The 20,409-nt window shown below is 29.8% G+C and carries 25 protein-coding genes; all 25 read left to right on the forward strand.

Annotation, left to right across the window (positions count from 1 at the left end):
• The first annotated feature begins 14 nt into the window (after window positions 1-14).
• The 25 genes from ACCQ42_RS04295 to yajC all read left to right on the forward strand — a co-directional run bounded on the left by ACCQ42_RS04295 (window position 15) and on the right by yajC (window position 20,374).
• Complete coding sequence (locus ACCQ42_RS04295; protein ID WP_410035491.1) at window positions 15-908, forward strand: kanamycin kinase; 894 nt, start codon at window positions 15-17, stop codon at window positions 906-908.
• A 206-nt stretch (window positions 909-1,114) separates the two neighbouring features.
• Window positions 1,115-1,954, forward strand: coding sequence for a YitT family protein (locus tag ACCQ42_RS04300; protein WP_106460196.1), 840 nt, complete (start codon window positions 1,115-1,117; stop codon window positions 1,952-1,954).
• 9 nt (window positions 1,955-1,963) lie between these two features.
• Complete coding sequence (locus tag ACCQ42_RS04305; protein ID WP_410035595.1) at window positions 1,964-2,761, forward strand: S1-like domain-containing RNA-binding protein; 798 nt, start codon at window positions 1,964-1,966, stop codon at window positions 2,759-2,761.
• Window positions 2,762-2,763: 2 nt separating this feature from the next.
• The gene (locus tag ACCQ42_RS04310; protein WP_106460198.1) at window positions 2,764-3,510 is read left to right on the forward strand and encodes a peptidylprolyl isomerase; all 747 of its coding nucleotides are present in this window, start codon (window positions 2,764-2,766) and stop codon (window positions 3,508-3,510) included.
• A 9-nt stretch (window positions 3,511-3,519) separates the two neighbouring features.
• Window positions 3,520-4,908, forward strand: coding sequence for a zinc-binding metallopeptidase family protein (locus ACCQ42_RS04315; RefSeq protein ID WP_106460199.1), 1,389 nt, complete (start codon window positions 3,520-3,522; stop codon window positions 4,906-4,908).
• Window positions 4,905-5,258, forward strand: a complete 354-nt coding sequence (locus ACCQ42_RS04320) for a DUF1292 domain-containing protein (protein WP_106460200.1) — start codon at window positions 4,905-4,907, stop codon at window positions 5,256-5,258. Before ACCQ42_RS04315 ends, ACCQ42_RS04320 begins: the two co-directional genes overlap by 4 nt.
• On the forward strand, window positions 5,258-6,244 hold the full coding sequence (gene mnmL / locus ACCQ42_RS04325) for a tRNA modification radical SAM protein MnmL/YtqA (RefSeq protein ID WP_106460201.1): 987 nt from the start codon (window positions 5,258-5,260) through the stop codon (window positions 6,242-6,244). Before ACCQ42_RS04320 ends, mnmL begins: the two co-directional genes overlap by 1 nt.
• A complete protein-coding gene (locus tag ACCQ42_RS04330; protein ID WP_106460202.1) occupies window positions 6,207-6,635 on the forward strand; it encodes a hypothetical protein in 429 nt (142 codons plus the stop codon). The genes mnmL and ACCQ42_RS04330 overlap by 38 nt, the downstream gene beginning before the upstream one ends.
• Window positions 6,636-6,667: 32 nt before the next feature.
• Window positions 6,668-7,213 carry a DUF6648 family protein gene (locus tag ACCQ42_RS04335; protein ID WP_106460203.1) on the forward strand — a complete coding sequence of 182 codons (546 nt, stop codon included), beginning with the start codon at window positions 6,668-6,670 and terminating at the stop codon, window positions 7,211-7,213.
• 1 nt (window position 7,214) lies between these two features.
• Window positions 7,215-8,171, forward strand: a complete 957-nt coding sequence (locus tag ACCQ42_RS04340) for an RluA family pseudouridine synthase (RefSeq protein WP_106460204.1) — start codon at window positions 7,215-7,217, stop codon at window positions 8,169-8,171.
• Window positions 8,172-8,179: 8 nt separating this feature from the next.
• A complete protein-coding gene (locus tag ACCQ42_RS04345; protein WP_106460205.1) occupies window positions 8,180-9,079 on the forward strand; it encodes an ROK family protein in 900 nt (299 codons plus the stop codon).
• The gene (locus ACCQ42_RS04350; RefSeq protein ID WP_106460206.1) at window positions 9,072-9,767 is read left to right on the forward strand and encodes a response regulator transcription factor; all 696 of its coding nucleotides are present in this window, start codon (window positions 9,072-9,074) and stop codon (window positions 9,765-9,767) included. The genes ACCQ42_RS04345 and ACCQ42_RS04350 overlap by 8 nt, the downstream gene beginning before the upstream one ends.
• Window positions 9,758-11,224 carry a sensor histidine kinase gene (locus ACCQ42_RS04355; RefSeq protein WP_106460207.1) on the forward strand — a complete coding sequence of 489 codons (1,467 nt, stop codon included), beginning with the start codon at window positions 9,758-9,760 and terminating at the stop codon, window positions 11,222-11,224. Before ACCQ42_RS04350 ends, ACCQ42_RS04355 begins: the two co-directional genes overlap by 10 nt.
• Complete coding sequence (locus ACCQ42_RS04360) at window positions 11,208-12,692, forward strand: hypothetical protein (RefSeq protein WP_265236593.1); 1,485 nt, start codon at window positions 11,208-11,210, stop codon at window positions 12,690-12,692. Before ACCQ42_RS04355 ends, ACCQ42_RS04360 begins: the two co-directional genes overlap by 17 nt.
• Window positions 12,693-12,741: 49 nt before the next feature.
• Window positions 12,742-13,338: an RdgB/HAM1 family non-canonical purine NTP pyrophosphatase gene (rdgB, locus tag ACCQ42_RS04365; RefSeq protein WP_106460209.1), complete on the forward strand. Its 597-nt coding sequence runs from the start codon at window positions 12,742-12,744 to the stop codon at window positions 13,336-13,338.
• Window positions 13,319-13,792 (forward strand): YfcE family phosphodiesterase, encoded by a 474-nt coding sequence (locus ACCQ42_RS04370; protein ID WP_106460210.1) that lies wholly within the window; start codon window positions 13,319-13,321, stop codon window positions 13,790-13,792. Before rdgB ends, ACCQ42_RS04370 begins: the two co-directional genes overlap by 20 nt.
• Window positions 13,793-13,801: 9 nt before the next feature.
• Entirely contained in the window at window positions 13,802-14,203 is a 402-nt protein-coding gene (locus tag ACCQ42_RS04375; protein ID WP_106460211.1) for a hypothetical protein, read from the forward strand.
• The gene (locus tag ACCQ42_RS04380; RefSeq protein ID WP_106460212.1) at window positions 14,196-14,939 is read left to right on the forward strand and encodes an HAD family hydrolase; all 744 of its coding nucleotides are present in this window, start codon (window positions 14,196-14,198) and stop codon (window positions 14,937-14,939) included. Before ACCQ42_RS04375 ends, ACCQ42_RS04380 begins: the two co-directional genes overlap by 8 nt.
• 183 nt (window positions 14,940-15,122) lie before the next feature.
• Entirely contained in the window at window positions 15,123-15,836 is a 714-nt protein-coding gene (locus ACCQ42_RS04385; protein WP_410035492.1) for a hypothetical protein, read from the forward strand.
• Between the two features lie 28 nt (window positions 15,837-15,864).
• A complete protein-coding gene (gene ruvC, locus ACCQ42_RS04390) occupies window positions 15,865-16,359 on the forward strand; it encodes a crossover junction endodeoxyribonuclease RuvC (RefSeq protein ID WP_106460214.1) in 495 nt (164 codons plus the stop codon).
• Window positions 16,359-16,946, forward strand: a complete 588-nt coding sequence (gene ruvA, locus ACCQ42_RS04395; protein WP_106460215.1) for a Holliday junction branch migration protein RuvA — start codon at window positions 16,359-16,361, stop codon at window positions 16,944-16,946. Before ruvC ends, ruvA begins: the two co-directional genes overlap by 1 nt.
• Window positions 16,947-16,956: 10 nt before the next feature.
• Window positions 16,957-17,964: a Holliday junction branch migration DNA helicase RuvB gene (ruvB, locus tag ACCQ42_RS04400; protein WP_265236602.1), complete on the forward strand. Its 1,008-nt coding sequence runs from the start codon at window positions 16,957-16,959 to the stop codon at window positions 17,962-17,964.
• Window positions 17,965-18,987, forward strand: a complete 1,023-nt coding sequence (gene queA / locus ACCQ42_RS04405) for a tRNA preQ1(34) S-adenosylmethionine ribosyltransferase-isomerase QueA (protein WP_265236604.1) — start codon at window positions 17,965-17,967, stop codon at window positions 18,985-18,987.
• An 8-nt stretch (window positions 18,988-18,995) separates the two neighbouring features.
• On the forward strand, window positions 18,996-20,114 hold the full coding sequence (gene tgt / locus ACCQ42_RS04410) for a tRNA guanosine(34) transglycosylase Tgt (RefSeq protein WP_106460218.1): 1,119 nt from the start codon (window positions 18,996-18,998) through the stop codon (window positions 20,112-20,114).
• Complete coding sequence (yajC, locus tag ACCQ42_RS04415; protein ID WP_106460219.1) at window positions 20,114-20,374, forward strand: preprotein translocase subunit YajC; 261 nt, start codon at window positions 20,114-20,116, stop codon at window positions 20,372-20,374. The genes tgt and yajC overlap by 1 nt, the downstream gene beginning before the upstream one ends.
• Window positions 20,375-20,409: the final 35 nt, after the last annotated feature.

Below are 20,409 nucleotides of genomic sequence, written 5' to 3' on the forward strand. Positions count from 1 at the left end.
GAAGGTGATTTCTCATGCCTAATGATATAAAAAAGATATTAGGGCACACTAATATTTTTAAAGATATAAACAAAGTTGATTATATAGAACAAATAGGATCTAGTAAATATAAAATTATTATAGATGAAAAAGCATATGTATTTTCTCTATATGATTTAGCTGAGTATGACGATATAAATAACGAAACCTTTGTCAATGAAATTTTAGAAAGTGCTGGTTTAAATCCTCTTGATATCTATGAAAAAGGGATTATGCCTGATATTGAAAGATCGTATAAAATATATGAATTTAGGGATGAGGTAGCCCTTAGGGATGTTCTTCAGAATGCAAATAAAGAGTTTAAAGAAGAACTTGGAGAAAAATTTGGAAAGGCCTTAAAAAGGCTACACTCTTTAAAACCTGATCAAAAGATAGATTGGAAGAAGAAGTTTCTAATAAAATCTAACCAAATATTTTATAAGCATGGTCTTGGAGAGATAAAAGATGATGATTATATTCTAACAGATTTTATAAGTGCGAATAGGCATCTTACTGAAAATACAGCCGTTAATTTGCTTTACAAAGATATTAGTGATAAAAATATTAGAGTATACAATAAAGATAATTTAGATTTAAGAGCAATCAAATCTCTAGAATACGGGGATGGAATAGTAGATTTTATTGAAATAAATAAAATTGCAATTAGTCATCCTGAATTTGCAAAAGCTACCTTATATTCATATCACGATTCTAATAAACCACCAAGAAAATTTTTTAGGCTACTAAGTCTATATCAAGCGACTGCTCTTTTAGAAGATTTATTAAACATTAGAAATAATAAAGAATCAAAATTAAAAGATAAAGAGATAGAAGCAATATTCGCTATGTATGATAATTTTAATAATATAGTCCCAAATTGGGCTGTATAAGATAGGTGCTATTGCAAAAAAGAAATAAATAATATCTATAGCAGAAATTTCTAAAAAAGCTTGCTATAAACGATTAAAGTTTAGCAAAGTAAAATGAAAAATGCTTTTAGTCTATTTATTTATCTTGCAGTAGCGCTTTTTCTTATTATTAATTGAATAATTCTTCAATTTGTGATACGATTTTAGTATAATAAATGGAGTTAGAAATGAAAAAATACTTATTAATTTTATTGGGATCATTTTTGATTGCTAGTGGTCTTTATTTCTTTTTATTAAGTAATGATATAGCTGCAGGTGGTTTATCTGGGTTTGCTCTTGTCATATCAACTGCTTTTCCAGTTCTTAACCTTGGTCTAGTCAACTTAATTTTGAATGTCATAGTTTTGATAGCAGGAGTAATATTTATTAGTTTTGACTTTGCTAAAAGATCACTGATTTCATCGCTATCTGTTTCAGGATTCATAATAATTTTTGAAATGTTTATGCCGGATATTTCTTTGAGTGATGACATAATTATTAATATCATATTTGGATCAATAATAGTATCTTTAGGATTGGGTATAGTTTTTCATCACGAAGCATCTTCTGGTGGAACAGATTTAATAGCAGCAATCCTAAATAGAAAATTCGGGTTGGCCTTACATGCATGTTTATTTATGTCGGATTTTGTAGTTGTGTCACTTTCAGCAGTGATATTTGGCACAGAGAGGGCACTATATGCAACTTTGGCAATAATGATTCAATCTGTTGGCCTTGATTATTTTATACAAGGATTCGGAAGAAAAATTGCAATTGTCGTAATTTCTGAAAAATATGATGAAATTAATAATTGTTTAATTAACAAACATGAAAGAGGAGTAACCATATTAAAGGGAGAAGGTGGATTTTCTCATAGAAATCAGGAAGTTATAATGACTGTTACTAATGTCAGACGATTCCCTTCAATTAAAGACGATATATTAACTATTGATGATAGGGCCTTTATATTTACTTATTCAGTTTCTGAAGTACTAGGTGAGGGCTTTACATTTGATTCACTAACATAGGAGAATAATATAAAACAATTTAAAATAAAAAGATTTACAAAAAATAAAGCATATCTTCAGACCAGAAAGGGAGATGCCGTTATTGATAAAGAACAAGTGAAGGGGTTAAAACAAAACGATTCAGTAGAAGCTTTTCTTTATTACGATTTAAATAATGTACTCAGAGCAACAAGAGGTTTAGCCTACAAAATTGATCATATATATTCTTTAAAAGCAGTAGAAATTGATAAAAAAGGGGTCTACTTCGAAATAAAAGGAGGCCACATATTCTTACCATTTGAGGAAAGAACATATAAAATAAATAAGGATATGACTTATCCAGTAGCTTTTAAGGAAAAAGATGGCTATGTTTTTCTGACAAGCAAAATAAGAGACTTATTATCAACCGACCACAATTTTAAAGAAAATGACACAGTGACAGGAAGAATTTACTCAATAAATAAATCAATAGGTGCTTTTGTAGCTATAGATGAAAAATATGATAGTCTCATAAGGATTAAAGAATTATCAGGGGTCTATATAGAAGGTGAGCTTGTTAAAGCTAGGGTAAAAGAAGTAAAAAGTGATGGCAAAATTGAATTATCCTTAAGAAAACGCGCCTATCTAGAAATTGACAATGATAGCGATAAGATATTAGACTATCTGTATGAAAATAAATATGTCTCACTTTCAGATAAGTCATCACCCGAAAAGATTTACTCATATTTTGCTATGAGCAAGTCTTCATTTAAAAGAGCTATAGGTAGGCTTTATAAAAACAAAGATATAATAATATACAAGGATAGGATTGAACTAAACGAAAGGTAAATATGGATAATAATAACAAATTGTTAGCTGAAGTTAATGGCAAAAAGATATATGAGCAAGACGTTTATAACTTCATGGCTAATATCGAACAAAATCAAAGATTTCAAAATGAAGAAGGCATCAAAATTTTAACTGACGAAATGGTTAATCAGGAAATACTATTAGTCGATGCTTATGAAAACAAATTTGAAGAAGATGAAGAATTTAAAAAAGAATTGAACTTAGTAAAAGATAATATGTTAAAAAACTATGCTATGCACAAAATTTTTAGTGATATTAGTGTAGATGAAGAAGAAGTCAAAAAATACTATGAAGATAATAAAAAATTATTTTCTCCCAAAAAGCTATACCAAGCAAGTCATATTTTGATTGATTCTGAGGATAAGGCCAACGACATCTATAGTGAAATCGTAGAAGGTCTTGATTTTAAAGAAGCTGCTAAAAAGTATTCAAAAGATCCTTCAGCAGCTAGTGGTGGCTCATTAGGAAAATTTCCTGAGGGAGTTATGGTTAAGGAATTTCAAGATGGTCTTGATTCATTAGAAGTAGGTGAGATTTCTAAGCCAGTTAAATCTCAATTTGGATATCATATTATAAAACTTGAAGATTTAGAAAATGAAAAAGAAAAATCTTTTGATGAATTAAAAGACCAAGTTTATCAAACATATACTATGATGAAAAGACAAGAAAAATACCTCGAGAAAATAGCAGACCTTGCGAAAAAAGTTGAGGTAAAAAAATATTACTAGGAAGTTCTTATGGGAAACGAAAGTGGAAATTCTAATTTAAAAAATTATATAGATCAATTAAAGGTTGAGATTAAAAACAAAGAAGAACTTCCAAACGTCGTAGATGCAATAATAAAAACGGCTACTGAAAAATTTTGCTCTATTGAAAAAATTGAGGATTCTTATTATATAAAAAAAGGGAATAATCCTCTCGTATTATTGCATCTAAATATAGATAGTTTATCAAAGGTATATTTTGATATTTTTGATGTCGATGATGAGGAATCAATAGTTAGCAAGTCTAATATCAATATAATTACCTCCGCTATATTAATTAATTATTTGCTAATGTATTCAGATGAATCTTTTGATGTCTTAATTACAAAGAATAATATTCAAGATAAGACGTCAGATTATTCTTTGATTAGGAGGTACTTAAGGTGTGATAATATTATAAACCTTAATTTGAGACAGGATGATTGCTTAGCAGATGAATTTTCATCTTTAATTTTATCGGTAATTAAGGTTCCTATAAAAAGATTTAGACCAAGCTATGGATTTATAAGTTATAGATTATCTATAAGTAAGCTCATTGGCGGTAGATCGGGAGAAAACATTAATAAGCTTAGACTTAATTCTATAAAGCTCATTATGAGTATTCTTAGGAAGATGAAGGCGAAAGTTGATCTTGAGATGGTCTCTATATCGGCGGGAGATAGGTATGATAATATCCCATCATATGCAGATATAGATTTTATTATAAATTCTGACTATGAAAATGAGCTGGAAAATATCTTTGATATAATAAAAAATGAAGTTATAGAAAAAAATTTAAGATATGAACCAGATATGCATATAGAGTGTCAAAAAATTGATGATAAAAATATCGATCCTATTACAACAGAATCTTTTAATCATTTAGCTTCATTAATTGAACTATTACCATCAGGAACTTTTGCTGTAAATAGTATAGATAATCAAACTATATCATCATCAAACTTAGCTACAACTAAATCTTTGAGGCATTCAATAAATATTATTTTGGTATTGAGATCACTTACAGAAGAAAGTATGAATCAGATGCTTGAAAAAACAATTTTAGCCACTAAGATATCAGGATCGAAGTTTAATGAAAAATTGTTAATACCAAGATGGAAAAACTCTAATCACGAACTTAGAGATTGTTTTAAAGAGTCTTACAATGAGCTTTTTGATCAATCATTAGAAGTTGTTAAGACTCAGTATTCGTTAGATTCAAGCATGATATTTGACAAAGTGAATGTGAACATTGTCTCATTAGGGGTAAAATATAAACAAGATGATGAATGTTTTCATAGTCGTATTAATGATATAGAAAAAATCATAGACTTAATTGGAAAAGTGTTATCTAATATGAGAAAAAGTAAGGAGAATGTATGACTGAGGTATTGAATCTTCATGGTCATGAAGTAATCTTTAATAAGAACAAGGGTAAAGCAGTAATTGAAATCGATTTAGGCGATTCTACTGATGAGTGTCTTTTAATAGATATTTTTAGCGTAGATCAAAAAGAATATATAGCTTTATTGTCAGGAGAATCTTCAGATATCTATATATTTAATTATACTGATATATATGATAGCGAGGATATTGATTTATCAATGATTGAAGATGATGATGAAATGGATGAGGTTTATCATTTATTCTCACATTATTGGACAGATGAAATGATTGATGATTTGATTGATGAATATAATGAGGAAATTAACCAAGAAGACGAAGAAAACTAATGGCGAACATTCCTTATTATTCAGTTAGTACTTATTATAAGGATACCTATGGACAAAAAGTATATAAGCTTCCAATTAAGTTATCCTTAACTTGTCCAAATAGAGATGGTGCATGTGGTTTTGGTGGTTGTATCTATTGCTCCGAAAGTGGAGGTTCTTTTGAAAATTTACCCTCATCCATGACTGTAGATGAGCAACTTGAAAAAAACTACAAGTATATAAAAAATAAGTACAAAGCAAACAAATTTATTGCTTATTTTCAAAACTTTTCAAATACTTATATGAGTATTTTAGTGTTTAAAGATATGATTAAGGCTTGCAAAAAAGATTATATCGTAGGAATATCGATAGCTACTAGAAGTGATTGTATAAGTGAAGATAAGCTAAAATTTTTGAAAAGTTTTCACGATGAAACAGGCATTGATATAACATTTGAGTTAGGCTTACAAACAGCAAATTATAGAACTTTAAAAATATTAAATAGGGGTGAGTCCCTGGCAGATTTCATAAGTGCCTGTAAACTGATAGATAAGTACAAATTTAGGATATCAACTCATGTGATTTTGGCAATGCCTTGGGATGATATAGATGATACTATAGAAACTGCCAGAATTTTAAATGCTTTAAATGTTAAAGAAGTAAAAATTCATTCACTTTTTATTATCAAGAATACGAAATTGGCTAAGATGTATGAAAATAATGAAATAAATTTGAAAACAAAAGAAGAATATCAAAAAAACGTAGTTGAGTTTTTAAGATATATTAGCCCTGATTGTGCTATAGCAAGGCTTGTTGGTAGAGCACCTAAAGAAGACTCTATATTTTGTAACTGGGATAGGTCTCGGTGGTTAATAAGAGATGAGATCGTTACTTACATGCAAGATAACAATATTAATCAGGGCGATAAAAGCCAAAAAGAAATTTATAGAAAAATCAAGGAGGAAAATTATGATTTATTTAGTAGTAGGACAACAAGGAATAGGTAAGACAAAATATCTAGTTGAAGAAGCAAACTTAGAAAAAGAAAAAGGTAATTCAAATATAGTATTTGTTGATACTGAAGACAACCAAGTTAGAATACTTGATCATAAAATAAGACTAATTAATGCTAAATCTTACAAGATTAGATCAGTTGATTCTTTAGTTGGATTTATATCAGGTATTTTAGCAAGAGACTATGATATTGGAAAAATTTATATCGATGGTATATATGATATAGTTGATATTAATAATGATAACATTAACGATCTAATTGAAAGATTAAGTAGTCTTTCAGAATATTCTAAATCAGATATTTATCTAGGACTAGATTGGAAAAAAGAAGACGTTCCTCAAGCAGGCCAATCAGAAATCATTGAATTGAAATTAGAGGATTAATTTAGACCGTCTCTTTGAGACGGTTTTTTATTATGTTATTAGAAAAAAACAAATTAGATTTATTTGAAAATTGGAGATTAGACTCAATAGGTTTATTGACAGAAGAAAAAATTGATAAAGACGAGTTTTTAGATAGGAATTATGAATTTATAGTAAAATTAGGTTTAAAGCCTTTTTCTAATATAGTATCACTAGAAGAAGCCGTATATAATTATCAGTACTATAATATAATGGCTAAAATAGCCAACTCCAAGGCTTTTAAATGTCAAAATTCAACTAAAAAGAAAAAAGTATATTCAAAGTTAATTAATGATAGAGAAAATTATTATTATCTCAAAGATCTGGCTACATGTGCTCTACTAGAAATAGTAGGTTATGAAAATATAGATTCTTATTTTATTAATTTAAAATCCAAGAGACTAACAGGTCAAATTTTTGAGATTTCAGTTAAGTGCTGTAAGAATTTAATCCTCCATTCAAAAAGTAAAAAAATACTAGAAGAACTTAGGCGTAATAATGCCTTTGATGAAGAAATTAGGGAATCTTTAATAGATTCTTATGTAAATAAGAGTTATTAGTATGATAGAAATTATTATTAGTAAAAATCAAGGCAATCAAAGGTTTGACAGGTTTTTAAGAAAATATTTTGAAAATGCTCCTTTATCGGTTATATCTAAAAATATTAGAAAGAGAAATTTCAAAATAAATGGCAAAAGAGCGAAGAATAATGATTTTGTATATGAAGGCGATAAGGTTTTAATGTACATTAGCGATGAAAATTATAAAAAATGGCTAAGTAAAACCGATTTTATACCTCAAGATTTTAATTTAGATATAATTTATGAGGATGATAATATAGTGGTTATGGATAAAGAAGCAGGACAATTGACTCACTCTGCTTCTAAGAAAGATTATGGAAATAATCTTGTTGATAATATGCTATCATATCTTTACAAGACAAAATCATTTGATATGTCCGATAAAACATTTAAACCAGCGGTTGTTAATAGACTTGATAGAAATACTGCTGGTCTAGTAATTGGAGCGAAGAATTCAAATGCTTTGAGATTATTAAACAAAGCTATTAAAGAAAATAAATTAGATAAATACTATCTAACAATAGTGGCTGGTGAAGTTAATAAAGATTTTAAAATTGATACAAAAATTTCTAAAAATGAAGATAAAAATAAGGTTAAAAAGTCTTCAGAAGGAAAGGAAATACTTACATATTTTAAGCCGATAAAGTCTAATGGTACTTACTCTCTTCTTGAATGTAAATTAATTACAGGAAGAACTCATCAAATTAGGTTTTCACTTAAAGAAAATAATACACCTATAATTGGAGATCGTAAATATGGAAATCCATCTGTAAATAAGATTTTAAAAGAGAGGTTAAATATAAATAATCAAATTTTATTAGCTTATAAAATAGTATTTCCTAAGATAAAAGGTTTAGAATATTTAGAAGGTTTAGAAGTTGTTTCAAAAAAATATCAAGATATAAAAAAATTATCAGAAAAAATTATGACAATGTGAGGAGAATTATGACAAAAGTAATAGGAATAGATATCGGTGGAACAAAGATAAATACATGCCTTGTTAACGAAGAAGGGATTATTTTAGACATGTATACTACAGATACCCAAGCATCTGAAGGCAGAGAAGTTGTTCTAAATAATATAAAAAAATCAATTTTTGCTATAGACTATAAGCAAGCTAGTGCAATAGGAATTGGCACGCCAGGATTTATTGATTCTGAAAATGGTATCGTAACATTTGCTGGAAATATAACTGGTTGGACAGGTCTTAATCTAAAATCAGCTATAGAAGAATTTGTAGATATACCGGTATTTGTAGAAAACGATGCAAATATTGCCTTGATTGCAGAAAAATGGATTGGTTCGTGTCAATCCTATGATAATGTCGTAATGATTACCTTAGGTACTGGTTTAGGAGGAGCTATTTATACAAAAGAAGGTGGACTACTCTCAGGAGCTCATTTCCAAGGAGCAGAACTAGGCCATATTATGCTTCATCCAGGTGGAAATTACTGTACATGCGGACAATATGGATGTGCAGAAAGTTATTGTGCAGGACCTGCTATAAGTGAGGATTATTTCAGACTTACAGGAAAAAGATTAGATGGTAAAGAGATTTTTTCAAGAATTGAGACGGATGATAAAGCTATGGAAGTTCTTAAAAACTATCAATCAAATCTCGCATATCTGTTAACCTCCTTAAGAAATATTTTTGACCCTGATGCAATAGTAATTGGTGGAGGAATCATCCACTCCAAAGATATTTGGTGGGATGGTATGATAGAGAATTTCAAAAATTACTGCAATAAGCCTTACAACATTGAAATACTCCCAGCTAAGTTTTTAAATGATGCTGGTGTAATTGGTGCAGCAAAAATTGCCTTTGAAAGGATGACAAATGAATAATAAGATACTAATTCTAGATGATGAAGATCCTATTAGACAATTTATGAAAATAAACCTTGATTACCAAGGTTATCAAACTATCGAAGCTTCAAGCGGTGAAGAAGCCTTAAGGTTAGTGGACGAAGAACAACCAGCTGTAGCTATACTAGATATAATGTTACCTGGTATAAGTGGTCTTGAAGTATGTGAAAAAATCAGAGATAAATATCCAATGACTGGAATAATAATGGTATCAGCTAAAAGTCAAGATATAGATAAAATACTTGGCTTAGAAAAGGGAGCAGATGATTATATTATAAAACCTTTTAATCCTCAAGAGCTAATCCTTAGAGTGAAATCCTTAATGAGAAGGGTAAATTTAAATCCAGTTTCAACTGGAAACGAAGATGTCAAAAGTTTAAAGGATGGTCCATTTACTCTTGATATATATTCTAAAACATTTTACAAAGATGACATTGAAATAGATGTTACTCCGACAGAATTTACTATTTTAGAATATTTTATTAAAAATAAAGGAAAAGCAATGACCAGGGATGAAATAATGAAAGAAACCTGGGGGGATAATTACAGCAATGACACTAAAATTGTAGATGTTAATATTAGAAGAATAAGAGCAAAAATAGAAGAAAACCCTGCTAAGCCAGAATATATTGAGACTGTTTGGGGCACTGGATATAGATGGAAATAGGAAGAAAATTAAAATCAACTAAAGATACAACCAAAGATCTAATTGAATCAAAAAGTATTAAATATACTTTCATAAAGATAATCATGCTTTTTGTCTTAACAACTGTAATAGGATTTGAAATATTTGCCTATAATTCGGTAAAGAATTTTTACGAGTCTTCATTGATTTCATCTATGAAAAATCAAGCTAGGATAAGTCAATTGCAGTATTCATCTTATATGTCAAGATACGATCTTGAGGAAGTAATCATAGGTGATAAAAATCTATTTTATAGACAAAATGACTGCCAAGTACAAATACTAGATAATTCAGGAGTAGTACTATTTGATTCTATAGCATCGTCAATGATTGGCAAAGTTATTGAAAATGAAGACGTAATCGAGGCTAAGGAAGGGTCAACTGGTACTTTTAAAGGGGTAAATGTAGACTCAAAAGAGCAAGTTTTATCTGTTTCTTATCCGCTAAAGGCATCAGATCAGCAAGTAGGCATCCTAAGACTAACAAGTACCATGAATAAAGTAAATAGGCAAATAAATCAGGATATATTGTTTTATTTCTTATTCGGAGTATTCATCAGTGCAGCAGCTTTATTATTGTCATTTTTAGCTGCTAATAGCTTTGTTAAGCCTTTAAAGAAATTAATAGGTGTCTCAGAAGTTTTGGCTCAGGGTGATTACTCTATAAAGGCTGATGATTCTAGTAAAGATGAAATTGGTGAATTAGCCCAAACCCTAAATCTATTAAGTGAAAATATAGTAAAAAGAGAGGATATGAAAAATGAATTTATATCCTCAGTCTCTCACGAACTTAGAACACCTTTAACTTCTATCAAGGGTTGGGCAGTTACCTTACAATCTGAAACTATTCAGAAAGATGCAGACATGGTAAGTCAAGGACTTAAAATTATCGAATCAGAGGGAGATAGGCTTTCAATGATGGTTGAAGATTTATTAGATTTTTCAAGATTATCTTCAAGTAATTTTAAGTATGACAAAGAGAAGATAGACATAGTAGAATTAGTAAAACAAGTCCACACTCAACTATACCCAAGGACACAATCTGAAGGCATTAAATTTACGTTTACCAGTATATACAAGGTCTTATTTGTATACGCTGATAAGAATAGAATGAAAGAAGTTTTTATAAATATAATTGATAATGCTATTAAATTTACAGATTTAGCAGGAAATATTGATATAGTTATCGACCTTAATGGTGATGAAATTGAAATTAGCATAAAAGATGATGGTGAAGGAATCAAGGAAGATGAAATAGCCTTTGTAGCTAGTAAGTTCTTTAAGGGATCCTCATCAAAGTCCCAAACAGGTTTAGGACTTTCAATTTGTGAAGAAATTGTTAAGGCGCATGATGGTAGATTAATTATTAAGTCTAAATATGGAGTGGGTACTGTTGTAACTGTTGTACTACCGAGGGCAGAAGATGAAAAGAATATTTAAATTTTTATTATTAAGTCTAAGTATGATTTTGCTAAGTTCATGTATAAATTCCAATAAAAATGACCTTTCAGATTTGATTCAAACTCCAAAACAGGATTCACCAATTATTGAAGGAACTTGGCAGGTAGTGGAAATTGCTGGTGAAATATCTGATGATAGTTCGGGAAAAATCAATTTGGGTGATAATTTATATATCAACAAAAACTTAGTTGCTATAAATGGTTCTTATGCTTTTCCACCTAGTTTTAGTTCTAAATTCGTAAAATTATCAGATTATTTAAAAAATAGGGGGATACAAACTAGGCCAGAATTTAAAGATAGGAATGTAATAGTTATAAATGCATCCCAGGGTCAATTATTCTCAAGAGATTTAATAATTACTGATAAAAATAATTTATTTATGATAAAAGATGAAAATCTAATCTCATTAAAGAAAATATCAGATAAAGTAGACTCTAAAGTAGTCGATTCTTACGCTAAATTGGCTTCTAAAGAACGAACCACAACTGAGACAGGGGAAGATATAGCTGAAGATTTATCCTTGCTTCTAGGAGTAAGAGAAAGGATAGATCCAGAAAGTGATAAACCATTATATAAGTATTACACTTATTTAATAAGAGTAGAACCAGATGAAACAATAAAATACATGAAGTGTGAGGATATTTTTATCAAAAACCAAGATGAATATTGGACAGTAAGCTCTGATATAAATAATTTTACTGATTTATACGATGAGATAAAATCTTATCCTATTAAGTTAGAAAAAAACGAAAATGTTGATGATGTTTTAAAGAAATATACTTTTAAAGATATAAACTTTAATACACGATTAAATTTTGTATCTAAAGATTTCATATCAATTGATTATACTGATAAAAATAACGAAAACCCAATCAGAAAATACGCACTAATGGAAACTGATAACATATCGACGAAGCAGTTTATATCTCTTGAAGAATTTACTGGAGAGGAACAAAGTGATCAGATATTTAGGGAGAAAGTAAAAGAAGAGCTTAAAAAGGCAATCCCTAATGCTAATCCAGAAAAATTTGCATTTGATAATACAAACTTTGGTATAATCAGAAATCAGGGATACTGGGCTTTCCAATCATCAATATTTGCAGGCAAAGGCGATAGCTTTATTCAAAACTTTTTCAATGTGGATATTGCAATTGGAGACTCACTACTTAATCCTACAAATGCTATTATTACAAGAGATCAAGTGTATAATATAAATACACAATTTAAGGACTATGTGGTATTAGCTAATCAAAGGTATATTGCTATTCAAACACCAGATGAAATTTTAATTCACAGGATTAAAGATGGATTAATAGAAAAATCACCAGTATATGCAATTGCAACAAGGATGCCAGCCACAATCATTAGCATTGACCAATACTTAGGTTCAAATGCTCTAGATTTGGAAGAAGCTTTTACTAAATATAACTTAATTATAGAAAAATAAATTTTGACTTAAACTAATGATATTTGTTATCATGTTAATAGGAGATTATATGGAACTATTATTTGCAAGCAATAATGCTAATAAATTAGAGCAAGTTAAATTATTGCTAGATCATGAAAATGTCCTTCTACCAAAAGATATAGGAATCTTGGACTTTAATGTAGTAGAAGATGGAAACACTCTTAGAGAAAATGCTTATAAAAAAGCATACGCTCTTTTTAAGCTATCCGGAAAGAAAGTTTTTTCTGATGATACGGGTCTTTTTGTAAAAAGCTTAGATGGAAGGCCAGGTCTTTACTCTCATAGATATGCTGGAAATGATGCTAGTGATAAGGATAATAGAGATAAGCTTTTATCCGAGCTAGAAAATAACGCCGATAGACAAGCTTACTTTTTAACAGTCGTTTGTTTCATAGATGAAAATGGCAGAGACTATTATTTTGAAGGTAGGCTTGATGGAAGAATTGCCGATAAAGAATATGGGACAGGTGGTTTTGGATATGATAAAATATTTTATGTCGATGAATATTCAAAAACTCTTGGACAAATGGATATAGAATTTAAAAATACAATAAGTCATAGGGCAAAGGCAGTGCTAGCATTTAAGAAGTTCTTGGTTGATAATTATGAAAATATTAATTACTAGTGATAGTCATGGAAATTATAATAAAATTTCAGATTTTATACTAGAAAGTGGAGATATTGATCTTATGCTACATGCAGGAGATGGTGTAGAAGATTGCAAATATATTTCTTATGAAACTGGTATAAAATACTATGTAGTTAAAGGGAATAATGATTTTTTTGCAAATGAAGCTTATACAAAAATTCTAGATTTAGATGGTGTTAAAATTCTTTTAACACATGGGCATAAGTATGGAGTAGATTTCTCTCTCGATGGACTTATGAGAAAAGCTGTTGATAATTCTTGTGATGTAGTTATTTTTGGTCATACTCACACATACACACAAGCAAATAAATCGGGTATATTATTTTTAAACCCGGGTTCTGTAAGCCTACCTAGAGATGGAAAAGCAAGCATGATGCTAATGACCCTTGATAATAAAAATATTAATATCGAAAAGATATATGTACAATAAGGAGAAACAATGTCTGGTTTAATTAATTTAATAAGCGAATTTTCTTCAAGCCTATTTATCCTACCCATTTTGGTATTGATGAATGTTATTATAACTATAATTATTTACTTTATAAATGATAAGAAGGTTTTAAAATATTTGCCTTCAATTATAATAGGTGTTATATCGATTTTGATAGGGATATATTCAATAATTATCTTTACAACACCTAGAGGATTGAATACATCGTGGATTGCTATATTTTTATTGACAACGGCAATTGTTGGTATAGTGACCGGATTTATAATAGATTTATTTGTATCCTTAAGAAGGGATTTGGGTATTAATAAGGGCAATGTTAAAATAAACACAAGAAAAAATAAAACATTCAAAGCTAAGAGACGAAGAGAAAAGGAAAACTTAAATGACTAAGAATAAAGCAGCCTTTTTTGATATAGATGGAACACTTTTTAGAAATTCACTTCTAATAGAGCATTTTTTAAAGTTAGTTGAAGATGGAATTTTAGATAAAAAAATTTGGACAGATGAGATTGGACCTCTTTACAGTAAATATGAAAACAGACAGGGTGCTTATGAAGATTATTTAGACAAATCTGCTTTAGCCTACCAAAAATCCATGCGAGGTCTTGATAAAAAAATTATAGATAAATATTCTCAGATAGTAATAGAGGAAAATAAAAATAAGGTTTATAATATTACAAAAAATGCTGTAAATAAGCATTTAGAAGATGGATTTTTAATTTTCTTTATATCAGGGTCACCAGACTTTTTAGTAGGTGATTTTTCTAAGCTTTACAGTGCCACCGAGTCTATTTCTACTATTTATGAATTTGATGAAAATAATAAATTTACTGGTAAAGTATTACCTATGTGGGATGGCAAGAGTAAGTTATCAGCGGTAACAATTCTTAAGGATAAATATGACATAGATCTTAATAATTCCTATGCCTATGGTGATACAAATGGAGATATCACCATGTTCCAAATGGTAGGAAATCCACATGCTATAAATCCATCATATGAATTGATAGAAAAATTATATGAAGATGAAGATTTAAGAAAAAAGTCAGTTATTAATATCGAAAGAAAAGATGTAAATTATTCTTTTAAATTAAATGATTTAAAAGTTGACTTTACAAAATTTTAAAAAAAATCCTTTGAATTTTTTTTAATATGATATTTTTAAAAAGCTAAAACAACAAGACATATATACAATAATTAGTTAGTTATGTATATTTTTACTATATTTTTAGCTTTTTTTATTTTCGAGAAAAATATATCTAAATAAAAGACTTTTAATTTGTGGTAAAATAGTAACTGAGGTAAGACAATGAAGGCAGAATTAAGTAAATCTTTTCCAATAATTGAAAAACTTGAATATAATTATCTTGTTGATAAAGATGTATACTCACTTAATACACTTATGTCTTTATTGTATGACAGATGTCTAGCTAGTTTTTCTAAGCATTCTTATTATGCAAAAGATTATTGCTTTAAGAATCTTAAGAAATATTTTTGGAATTTAGTAGATATTGATGAGATAATCAACAGCTTAAGTAGAAATATTGGTAAGGATATAGATAGGTATGAATATTTAATATCAATTAAGGCTCAATATAGGGCGTTTAATTCCAAAAAAGATGTAGATAAATTAGAGCTACTAATGATAGAAACACTAGGGGTTGAATATCTGGTAGAAGGCAGGAATTATTTTTATAATAGAGAAGATAAAAGAATGCTTGAAATAGGAGATAATTTGAAATCTTCTATATTGGATAATAAATTATTGCTAGCTAAACTAAAAGAAGATGTTTATAATTTTTCTGATATAGTTTTGAAGAATAAGATATATGGCATCGATTTATCTACAAATAAACAGCTCACTTTTAATAGAGAAAGTATTTTTACAGAAGACATTACAATAAAACAAACCCAAAAGATATATGAAAAAACTATCAGCTACCTTTCTAGGTCCATAGTTGATATTTATGCTGAGTATTATTATAGGGGTTTGATAAGAGAAGTATTTGAAAGGTATCAATAGGGCTTAATTAGCCCTTTTTATTTTGTTTATGATAGTTTTAGGAATAGATCCAGGTATAGCCATTATGGGCTATGGTGTGATTGAATTTAATGGAAATAAAGTTAAAGTATTAGAAAACGGAGTAATTACTACTTCGTCAAAGACAGAGACTCCAAAAAGATTAGAGATTCTCTATGATAATTTAGATAATATTATAAAAGAATATAAACCTGATGAGTTTGCAATTGAGGAATTGTTTTTTAATCAAAATGTTAAGACTGCTATAACAGTAGGACATGCAAGGGGAATTCAAGTACTCTGCGCTCAGCAAAACAATATTGATATCTACGAATATACTCCTCTCCAAATAAAGCAGGCGATTACTGGTTATGGTAGGGCAAGCAAAAAGCAGATGCAAATGACAATAACAAGCTTACTAAATCTAAGGTCTATACCCAAACCAGATGATGCTGCTGATGCTTTATCAGTAGCTCTCTGTCATGTACTTAGTCAAAGATTTAAAGAACAGTTTAGGATGAAATAATGATTTCTTATATAAAAGGTGATGTAAGAGCTATTAGTGAAGAAGGCTTTATTTTAGAAGCAAATAACATAGGTTATTTTATAAATTCATCACTTACAACTCTTGCTAATATTAAAATAAATAATGAGTATAAAATATATACTTCAATGCAAGTAAGAGAAGATGATATATCTCTTTTTGGCTTTGAATCTGAGGAAGAATTAGAGATGTTCTTACTCTTGATTTCTGTATCAAGTATTGGGCCAAAGATTGCTATTGGAATGCTTTCATCGATATCTTCAGATGAAATAAAACTTGCGATAGTAAATAATGACATTGACAAGTTAACAAAAGCTAAGGGAATTGGCAAAAAGACTGCATCAAGAATTATCTTAGAGTTAGTTGATAAGGTTAAGAAAATGGCAATTCCAGAAATACCTGATAGCAAAACTGAAGATAATTTTACTAATGATTATGAAGTAGCAAGACAAGCTCTTAAGAACTTAGGCTATCTCGATAATGAAATTGCAAGAGTTTTAAGAGAATTAAAAGATGAGAACTTAAGTCTTGAAGCATTGATAAAAGAGAGTTTAAAAAGGCTAATATAGGTGATTTTGTATGTATGATGAAAATCAAAGGATTGTAGGAAGTAACGAGCAGATTGAAGATATAGGCCTTGAAAATTCTATAAGGCCTAAATGGCTAAGTGATTATATCGGGCAAGATAAGATAAAAGAAAAGTTAGATATTTTTATAAAATCTTCTTTATCAAGAAAAGAGCCTCTTGACCACGTACTTTTACAAGGACCTCCAGGACTTGGTAAAACTACTCTGTCGACAATTATTGCCAATGAACTTGGTGTAAATCTTAGAGTGACAAGTGGTCCGGCTATTGAGAGGCCATCAGATCTAGCAAGTATACTTACAAATCTCCAACAAGGTGATGTACTATTTATAGATGAGATTCACAGGATTAATCGCTCTGTTGAAGAGATACTTTATTCTGCTATGGAAGACTTTGTTTTAGATATAATAGTAGGTAAGGGTCCTAACGCCCAATCTATAAGGATAGATTTAGAGAAATTCACCCTAATAGGAGCTACAACTAGAGCAGGTATGCTATCAGCCCCTCTCCGTGATAGGTTTGGTGTTTTACTTGCTTTAAACTTATACGATAGTAAAGATTTAACAACTATTGTAAAAAGATCAGCAAATATACTCGATATACCGATAGATGATGAGGGAGCTGTAGAGATAGCTAAAAGATCTAGAGGAACTCCTAGGATTGCAAATAGGCTCTTAAAAAGAGTAAGAGATTATGCGATAGTAAAGGCAGATGAAAAGATCGACTACGAAACAAGTAAAAAGGGTCTTGAGTTACTTGAAATAGATCCGATGGGCCTTGATAATATGGACAAGAAAATTATCTACACCATGTATGATAATTTTGGGGGTGGACCAGTTGGCGTGGATACAATAGCAGCATCAACTGGTATAGAAAATGTAACGATAGAAGATGTTTATGAGCCTTATTTATTACAAATAGGTTTTATTTCACGAACACCTAGAGGAAGAGTTTTAACAAGAAAAGCCTACGAGCACTATGGCTTAAAATATGAGGATTAAATGAAAACAAGCGAATTTGATTATTACTTACCAGAAGAATTAATAGCCCAACATCCTTCAGCTAAAAGAGATGAAGCTAGGATGATGGTTTTAGATAGAAAAAGTGGAAAGACTTGCGATAAATATTTTTATGACATTATCGATTATCTCAAGGAAGGTGATGTCCTTGTAATGAATGATACAAGGGTAATACCAGCTAGATTATTTGGATCAAGACCAGGAAAGTCTGAGAAAATTGAGGTATTTTTACTAAACAACACAGAAGGTGCTAAGTGGGAAGTCTTGGTTAGACCAGGCAAGAAGATGAAAATAGGAACAGAGGTAGTATTTTCCGACGAATTATCATGCAAGGTGATAGATATAAAGGACGATGGAAATAGGATTGTAGAATTTTATTTCGAAGGAATATTTAATGAAATCCTAGATAGACTTGGCAATATGCCACTTCCTCCTTATATAAAGGAAAAACTAAAAGATAATGAAGATTATCAGACAGTTTACGCTAAAAACCCTGGTTCTGTAGCAGCACCAACAGCCGGTTTACATTTTACTAAAGATCTTCTTAAAAGAATAGAAGAAAAGGGCATAAAATTAGCTTATCTTACCCTAAATGTAGGCTTAGGAACTTTTAGACCTGTAAGCGAAGATGACCCAACAAATCATAAGATGCACTCAGAATTTTACACAATCTCACAAGATACTGCGGATATCATAAATGATGCAAAGGATAAAGGAAACAGAGTTATAGCGGTAGGAACAACATCTATTAGGACTCTAGAATCAGTTTATCAGAAGAATAATAAAGTTTGTGAGGACTCTGGTTGGACAGATATCTTTATATATCCAGGTTTTGAATTTAAGGTAGTAGATGCGATTATAACAAATTTTCACCTACCTAAATCAACTCTCATTATGTTAATAGCAGCCTTCACAAGCAGAGAAATTATACTAAACGCCTACAATGAAGCAGTTAAAAAAGAATATAGATTCTTCTCATTCGGCGATTGTATGTTCATAAAATAGGGGGAAAGATGCCTTTAAAATACGAATTAATTAAAAAAGATAAATACACAAATGCAAGGGTTGGTGTGATTCATACAGCCCATGGAGATATTCCTACTCCTATCTTTATGCCAGTAGGAACTCTAGGTACCGTAAAAACAATGACTGTAGATGACTTAAAAGAAATGAAAGCAAGGATTATCTTAGGTAATACCTATCATTTATACTTAAAGCCAGGTATGGATATAATGGAAAAAGCAGGTGGCCTTCATAAATTTATGAATTGGGATAGGCCAATTCTTACTGATTCTGGTGGATTTCAAGTTTTTTCTCTAGCTGATAATAGAAAAATAAGTGAAGAAGGAGTTATGTTTAGGTCTCATATAGATGGATCAAAACACTTCTTTACACCTGAAAAAGCAATAGAAATTCAAAATACTATACATTCTGATATCATGATGAGCTTTGATGAATGTGTAGATGCGAGGGCTGATTACGATTATGTGAAAAATTCAATGGAGAGAACTCTAAGATGGGCAAAACGAGGGCTTGATTATCATAAAGAACATTCTCATCCTGACCAATCACTATTTGGCATAGTACAAGGTGGAATGTTTAAGGACTTAAGAGAAATATCTGCAAGAGAAACAACAGCAATGGATTTTGACGGATATTCTATAGGCGGCCTATCTGTTGGTGAAACAAAAGAAGAGATGATTGATATCTTAAATTTTACAACTCCTTTATTACCAGAAGACAAACCAAGATATAATATGGGAGTAGGTACACCTGATTATTTATTTGAATCATTCCAAGCTGGCATTGATATGGCAGACTGTGTTCTTCCAACAAGAATAGCAAGAAATGGTACAGCAATCACATCTAGAGGCAGACTAGTTGTGAAAAATGCAACCTATAAGGAAGATTTTTCAAAATTAGATCCTGATTGTGATTGTTACACTTGCTCAAATCATTCAAGGGCTTATATAAGACACCTTATAAATGCCAATGAAATCTTAGGGGCAAGACTTCTATCCTACCATAACCTATATTTTTTACTAAAAATGTGCGAAAATATAAGGGAAGCTATAATGAATGATTCTTTCTTAGACTATAAAAAAGAATTTTATAGTAAATATGGTTACTAATGAAATTAGAATATATAATCTTAATTCTCTTAGCTTCAGGATTTTATTATACAAATATAAAAGAATACAGGAAAGAAAGAGAAAAAAATAGGTATATAGAAAATAATTTGAAAGAATCTAATAAAATTATCACTAAATCTGGAATAATAGGTTACGTTACAAATATTGATAAAAATGTTATTACAATAATTACTGGTGAAGGAGCAAAAACATCCTATATCACCATAGAAAAATCATATATCGAAGACATTTTAGATTAAGGGCCAGGGGCCCTTTTCTTTATATAAAGCAATTA

Origin of the sequence: Anaerococcus kampingae (genome assembly GCF_046365475.1) — a bacterium.
GTDB lineage: Bacteria > Bacillota > Clostridia > Tissierellales > Peptoniphilaceae > Anaerococcus > Anaerococcus kampingae.

What these genes read in the sequence shown, in the direction of transcription:
- ACCQ42_RS04295 (WP_410035491.1), top strand. Translation starts at nt 15, where the DNA reads ATGCCTAATGATATAAAAAAGATATTAGGGCACACTAATATTTTTAAA.
- ACCQ42_RS04300 (WP_106460196.1), top strand. Translation starts at nt 1,115, where the DNA reads ATGAAAAAATACTTATTAATTTTATTGGGATCATTTTTGATTGCTAGT.
- ACCQ42_RS04310 (WP_106460198.1), top strand. Translation starts at nt 2,764, where the DNA reads ATGGATAATAATAACAAATTGTTAGCTGAAGTTAATGGCAAAAAGATA.
- ACCQ42_RS04315 (WP_106460199.1), top strand. Translation starts at nt 3,520, where the DNA reads ATGGGAAACGAAAGTGGAAATTCTAATTTAAAAAATTATATAGATCAA.
- ACCQ42_RS04320 (WP_106460200.1), top strand. Translation starts at nt 4,905, where the DNA reads ATGACTGAGGTATTGAATCTTCATGGTCATGAAGTAATCTTTAATAAG.
- mnmL (WP_106460201.1), top strand. Translation starts at nt 5,258, where the DNA reads ATGGCGAACATTCCTTATTATTCAGTTAGTACTTATTATAAGGATACC.
- ACCQ42_RS04330 (WP_106460202.1), top strand. Translation starts at nt 6,207, where the DNA reads ATGATTTATTTAGTAGTAGGACAACAAGGAATAGGTAAGACAAAATAT.
- ACCQ42_RS04335 (WP_106460203.1), top strand. Translation starts at nt 6,668, where the DNA reads ATGTTATTAGAAAAAAACAAATTAGATTTATTTGAAAATTGGAGATTA.
- ACCQ42_RS04340 (WP_106460204.1), top strand. Translation starts at nt 7,215, where the DNA reads ATGATAGAAATTATTATTAGTAAAAATCAAGGCAATCAAAGGTTTGAC.
- ACCQ42_RS04345 (WP_106460205.1), top strand. Translation starts at nt 8,180, where the DNA reads ATGACAAAAGTAATAGGAATAGATATCGGTGGAACAAAGATAAATACA.
- ACCQ42_RS04350 (WP_106460206.1), top strand. Translation starts at nt 9,072, where the DNA reads ATGAATAATAAGATACTAATTCTAGATGATGAAGATCCTATTAGACAA.
- ACCQ42_RS04355 (WP_106460207.1), top strand. Translation starts at nt 9,758, where the DNA reads ATGGAAATAGGAAGAAAATTAAAATCAACTAAAGATACAACCAAAGAT.
- ACCQ42_RS04360 (WP_265236593.1), top strand. Translation starts at nt 11,208, where the DNA reads ATGAAAAGAATATTTAAATTTTTATTATTAAGTCTAAGTATGATTTTG.
- rdgB (WP_106460209.1), top strand. Translation starts at nt 12,742, where the DNA reads ATGGAACTATTATTTGCAAGCAATAATGCTAATAAATTAGAGCAAGTT.
- ACCQ42_RS04370 (WP_106460210.1), top strand. Translation starts at nt 13,319, where the DNA reads ATGAAAATATTAATTACTAGTGATAGTCATGGAAATTATAATAAAATT.
- ACCQ42_RS04375 (WP_106460211.1), top strand. Translation starts at nt 13,802, where the DNA reads ATGTCTGGTTTAATTAATTTAATAAGCGAATTTTCTTCAAGCCTATTT.
- ACCQ42_RS04380 (WP_106460212.1), top strand. Translation starts at nt 14,196, where the DNA reads ATGACTAAGAATAAAGCAGCCTTTTTTGATATAGATGGAACACTTTTT.
- ACCQ42_RS04385 (WP_410035492.1), top strand. Translation starts at nt 15,123, where the DNA reads ATGAAGGCAGAATTAAGTAAATCTTTTCCAATAATTGAAAAACTTGAA.
- ruvC (WP_106460214.1), top strand. Translation starts at nt 15,865, where the DNA reads ATGATAGTTTTAGGAATAGATCCAGGTATAGCCATTATGGGCTATGGT.
- ruvA (WP_106460215.1), top strand. Translation starts at nt 16,359, where the DNA reads ATGATTTCTTATATAAAAGGTGATGTAAGAGCTATTAGTGAAGAAGGC.
- ruvB (WP_265236602.1), top strand. Translation starts at nt 16,957, where the DNA reads ATGTATGATGAAAATCAAAGGATTGTAGGAAGTAACGAGCAGATTGAA.
- queA (WP_265236604.1), top strand. Translation starts at nt 17,965, where the DNA reads ATGAAAACAAGCGAATTTGATTATTACTTACCAGAAGAATTAATAGCC.
- tgt (WP_106460218.1), top strand. Translation starts at nt 18,996, where the DNA reads ATGCCTTTAAAATACGAATTAATTAAAAAAGATAAATACACAAATGCA.
- yajC (WP_106460219.1), top strand. Translation starts at nt 20,114, where the DNA reads ATGAAATTAGAATATATAATCTTAATTCTCTTAGCTTCAGGATTTTAT.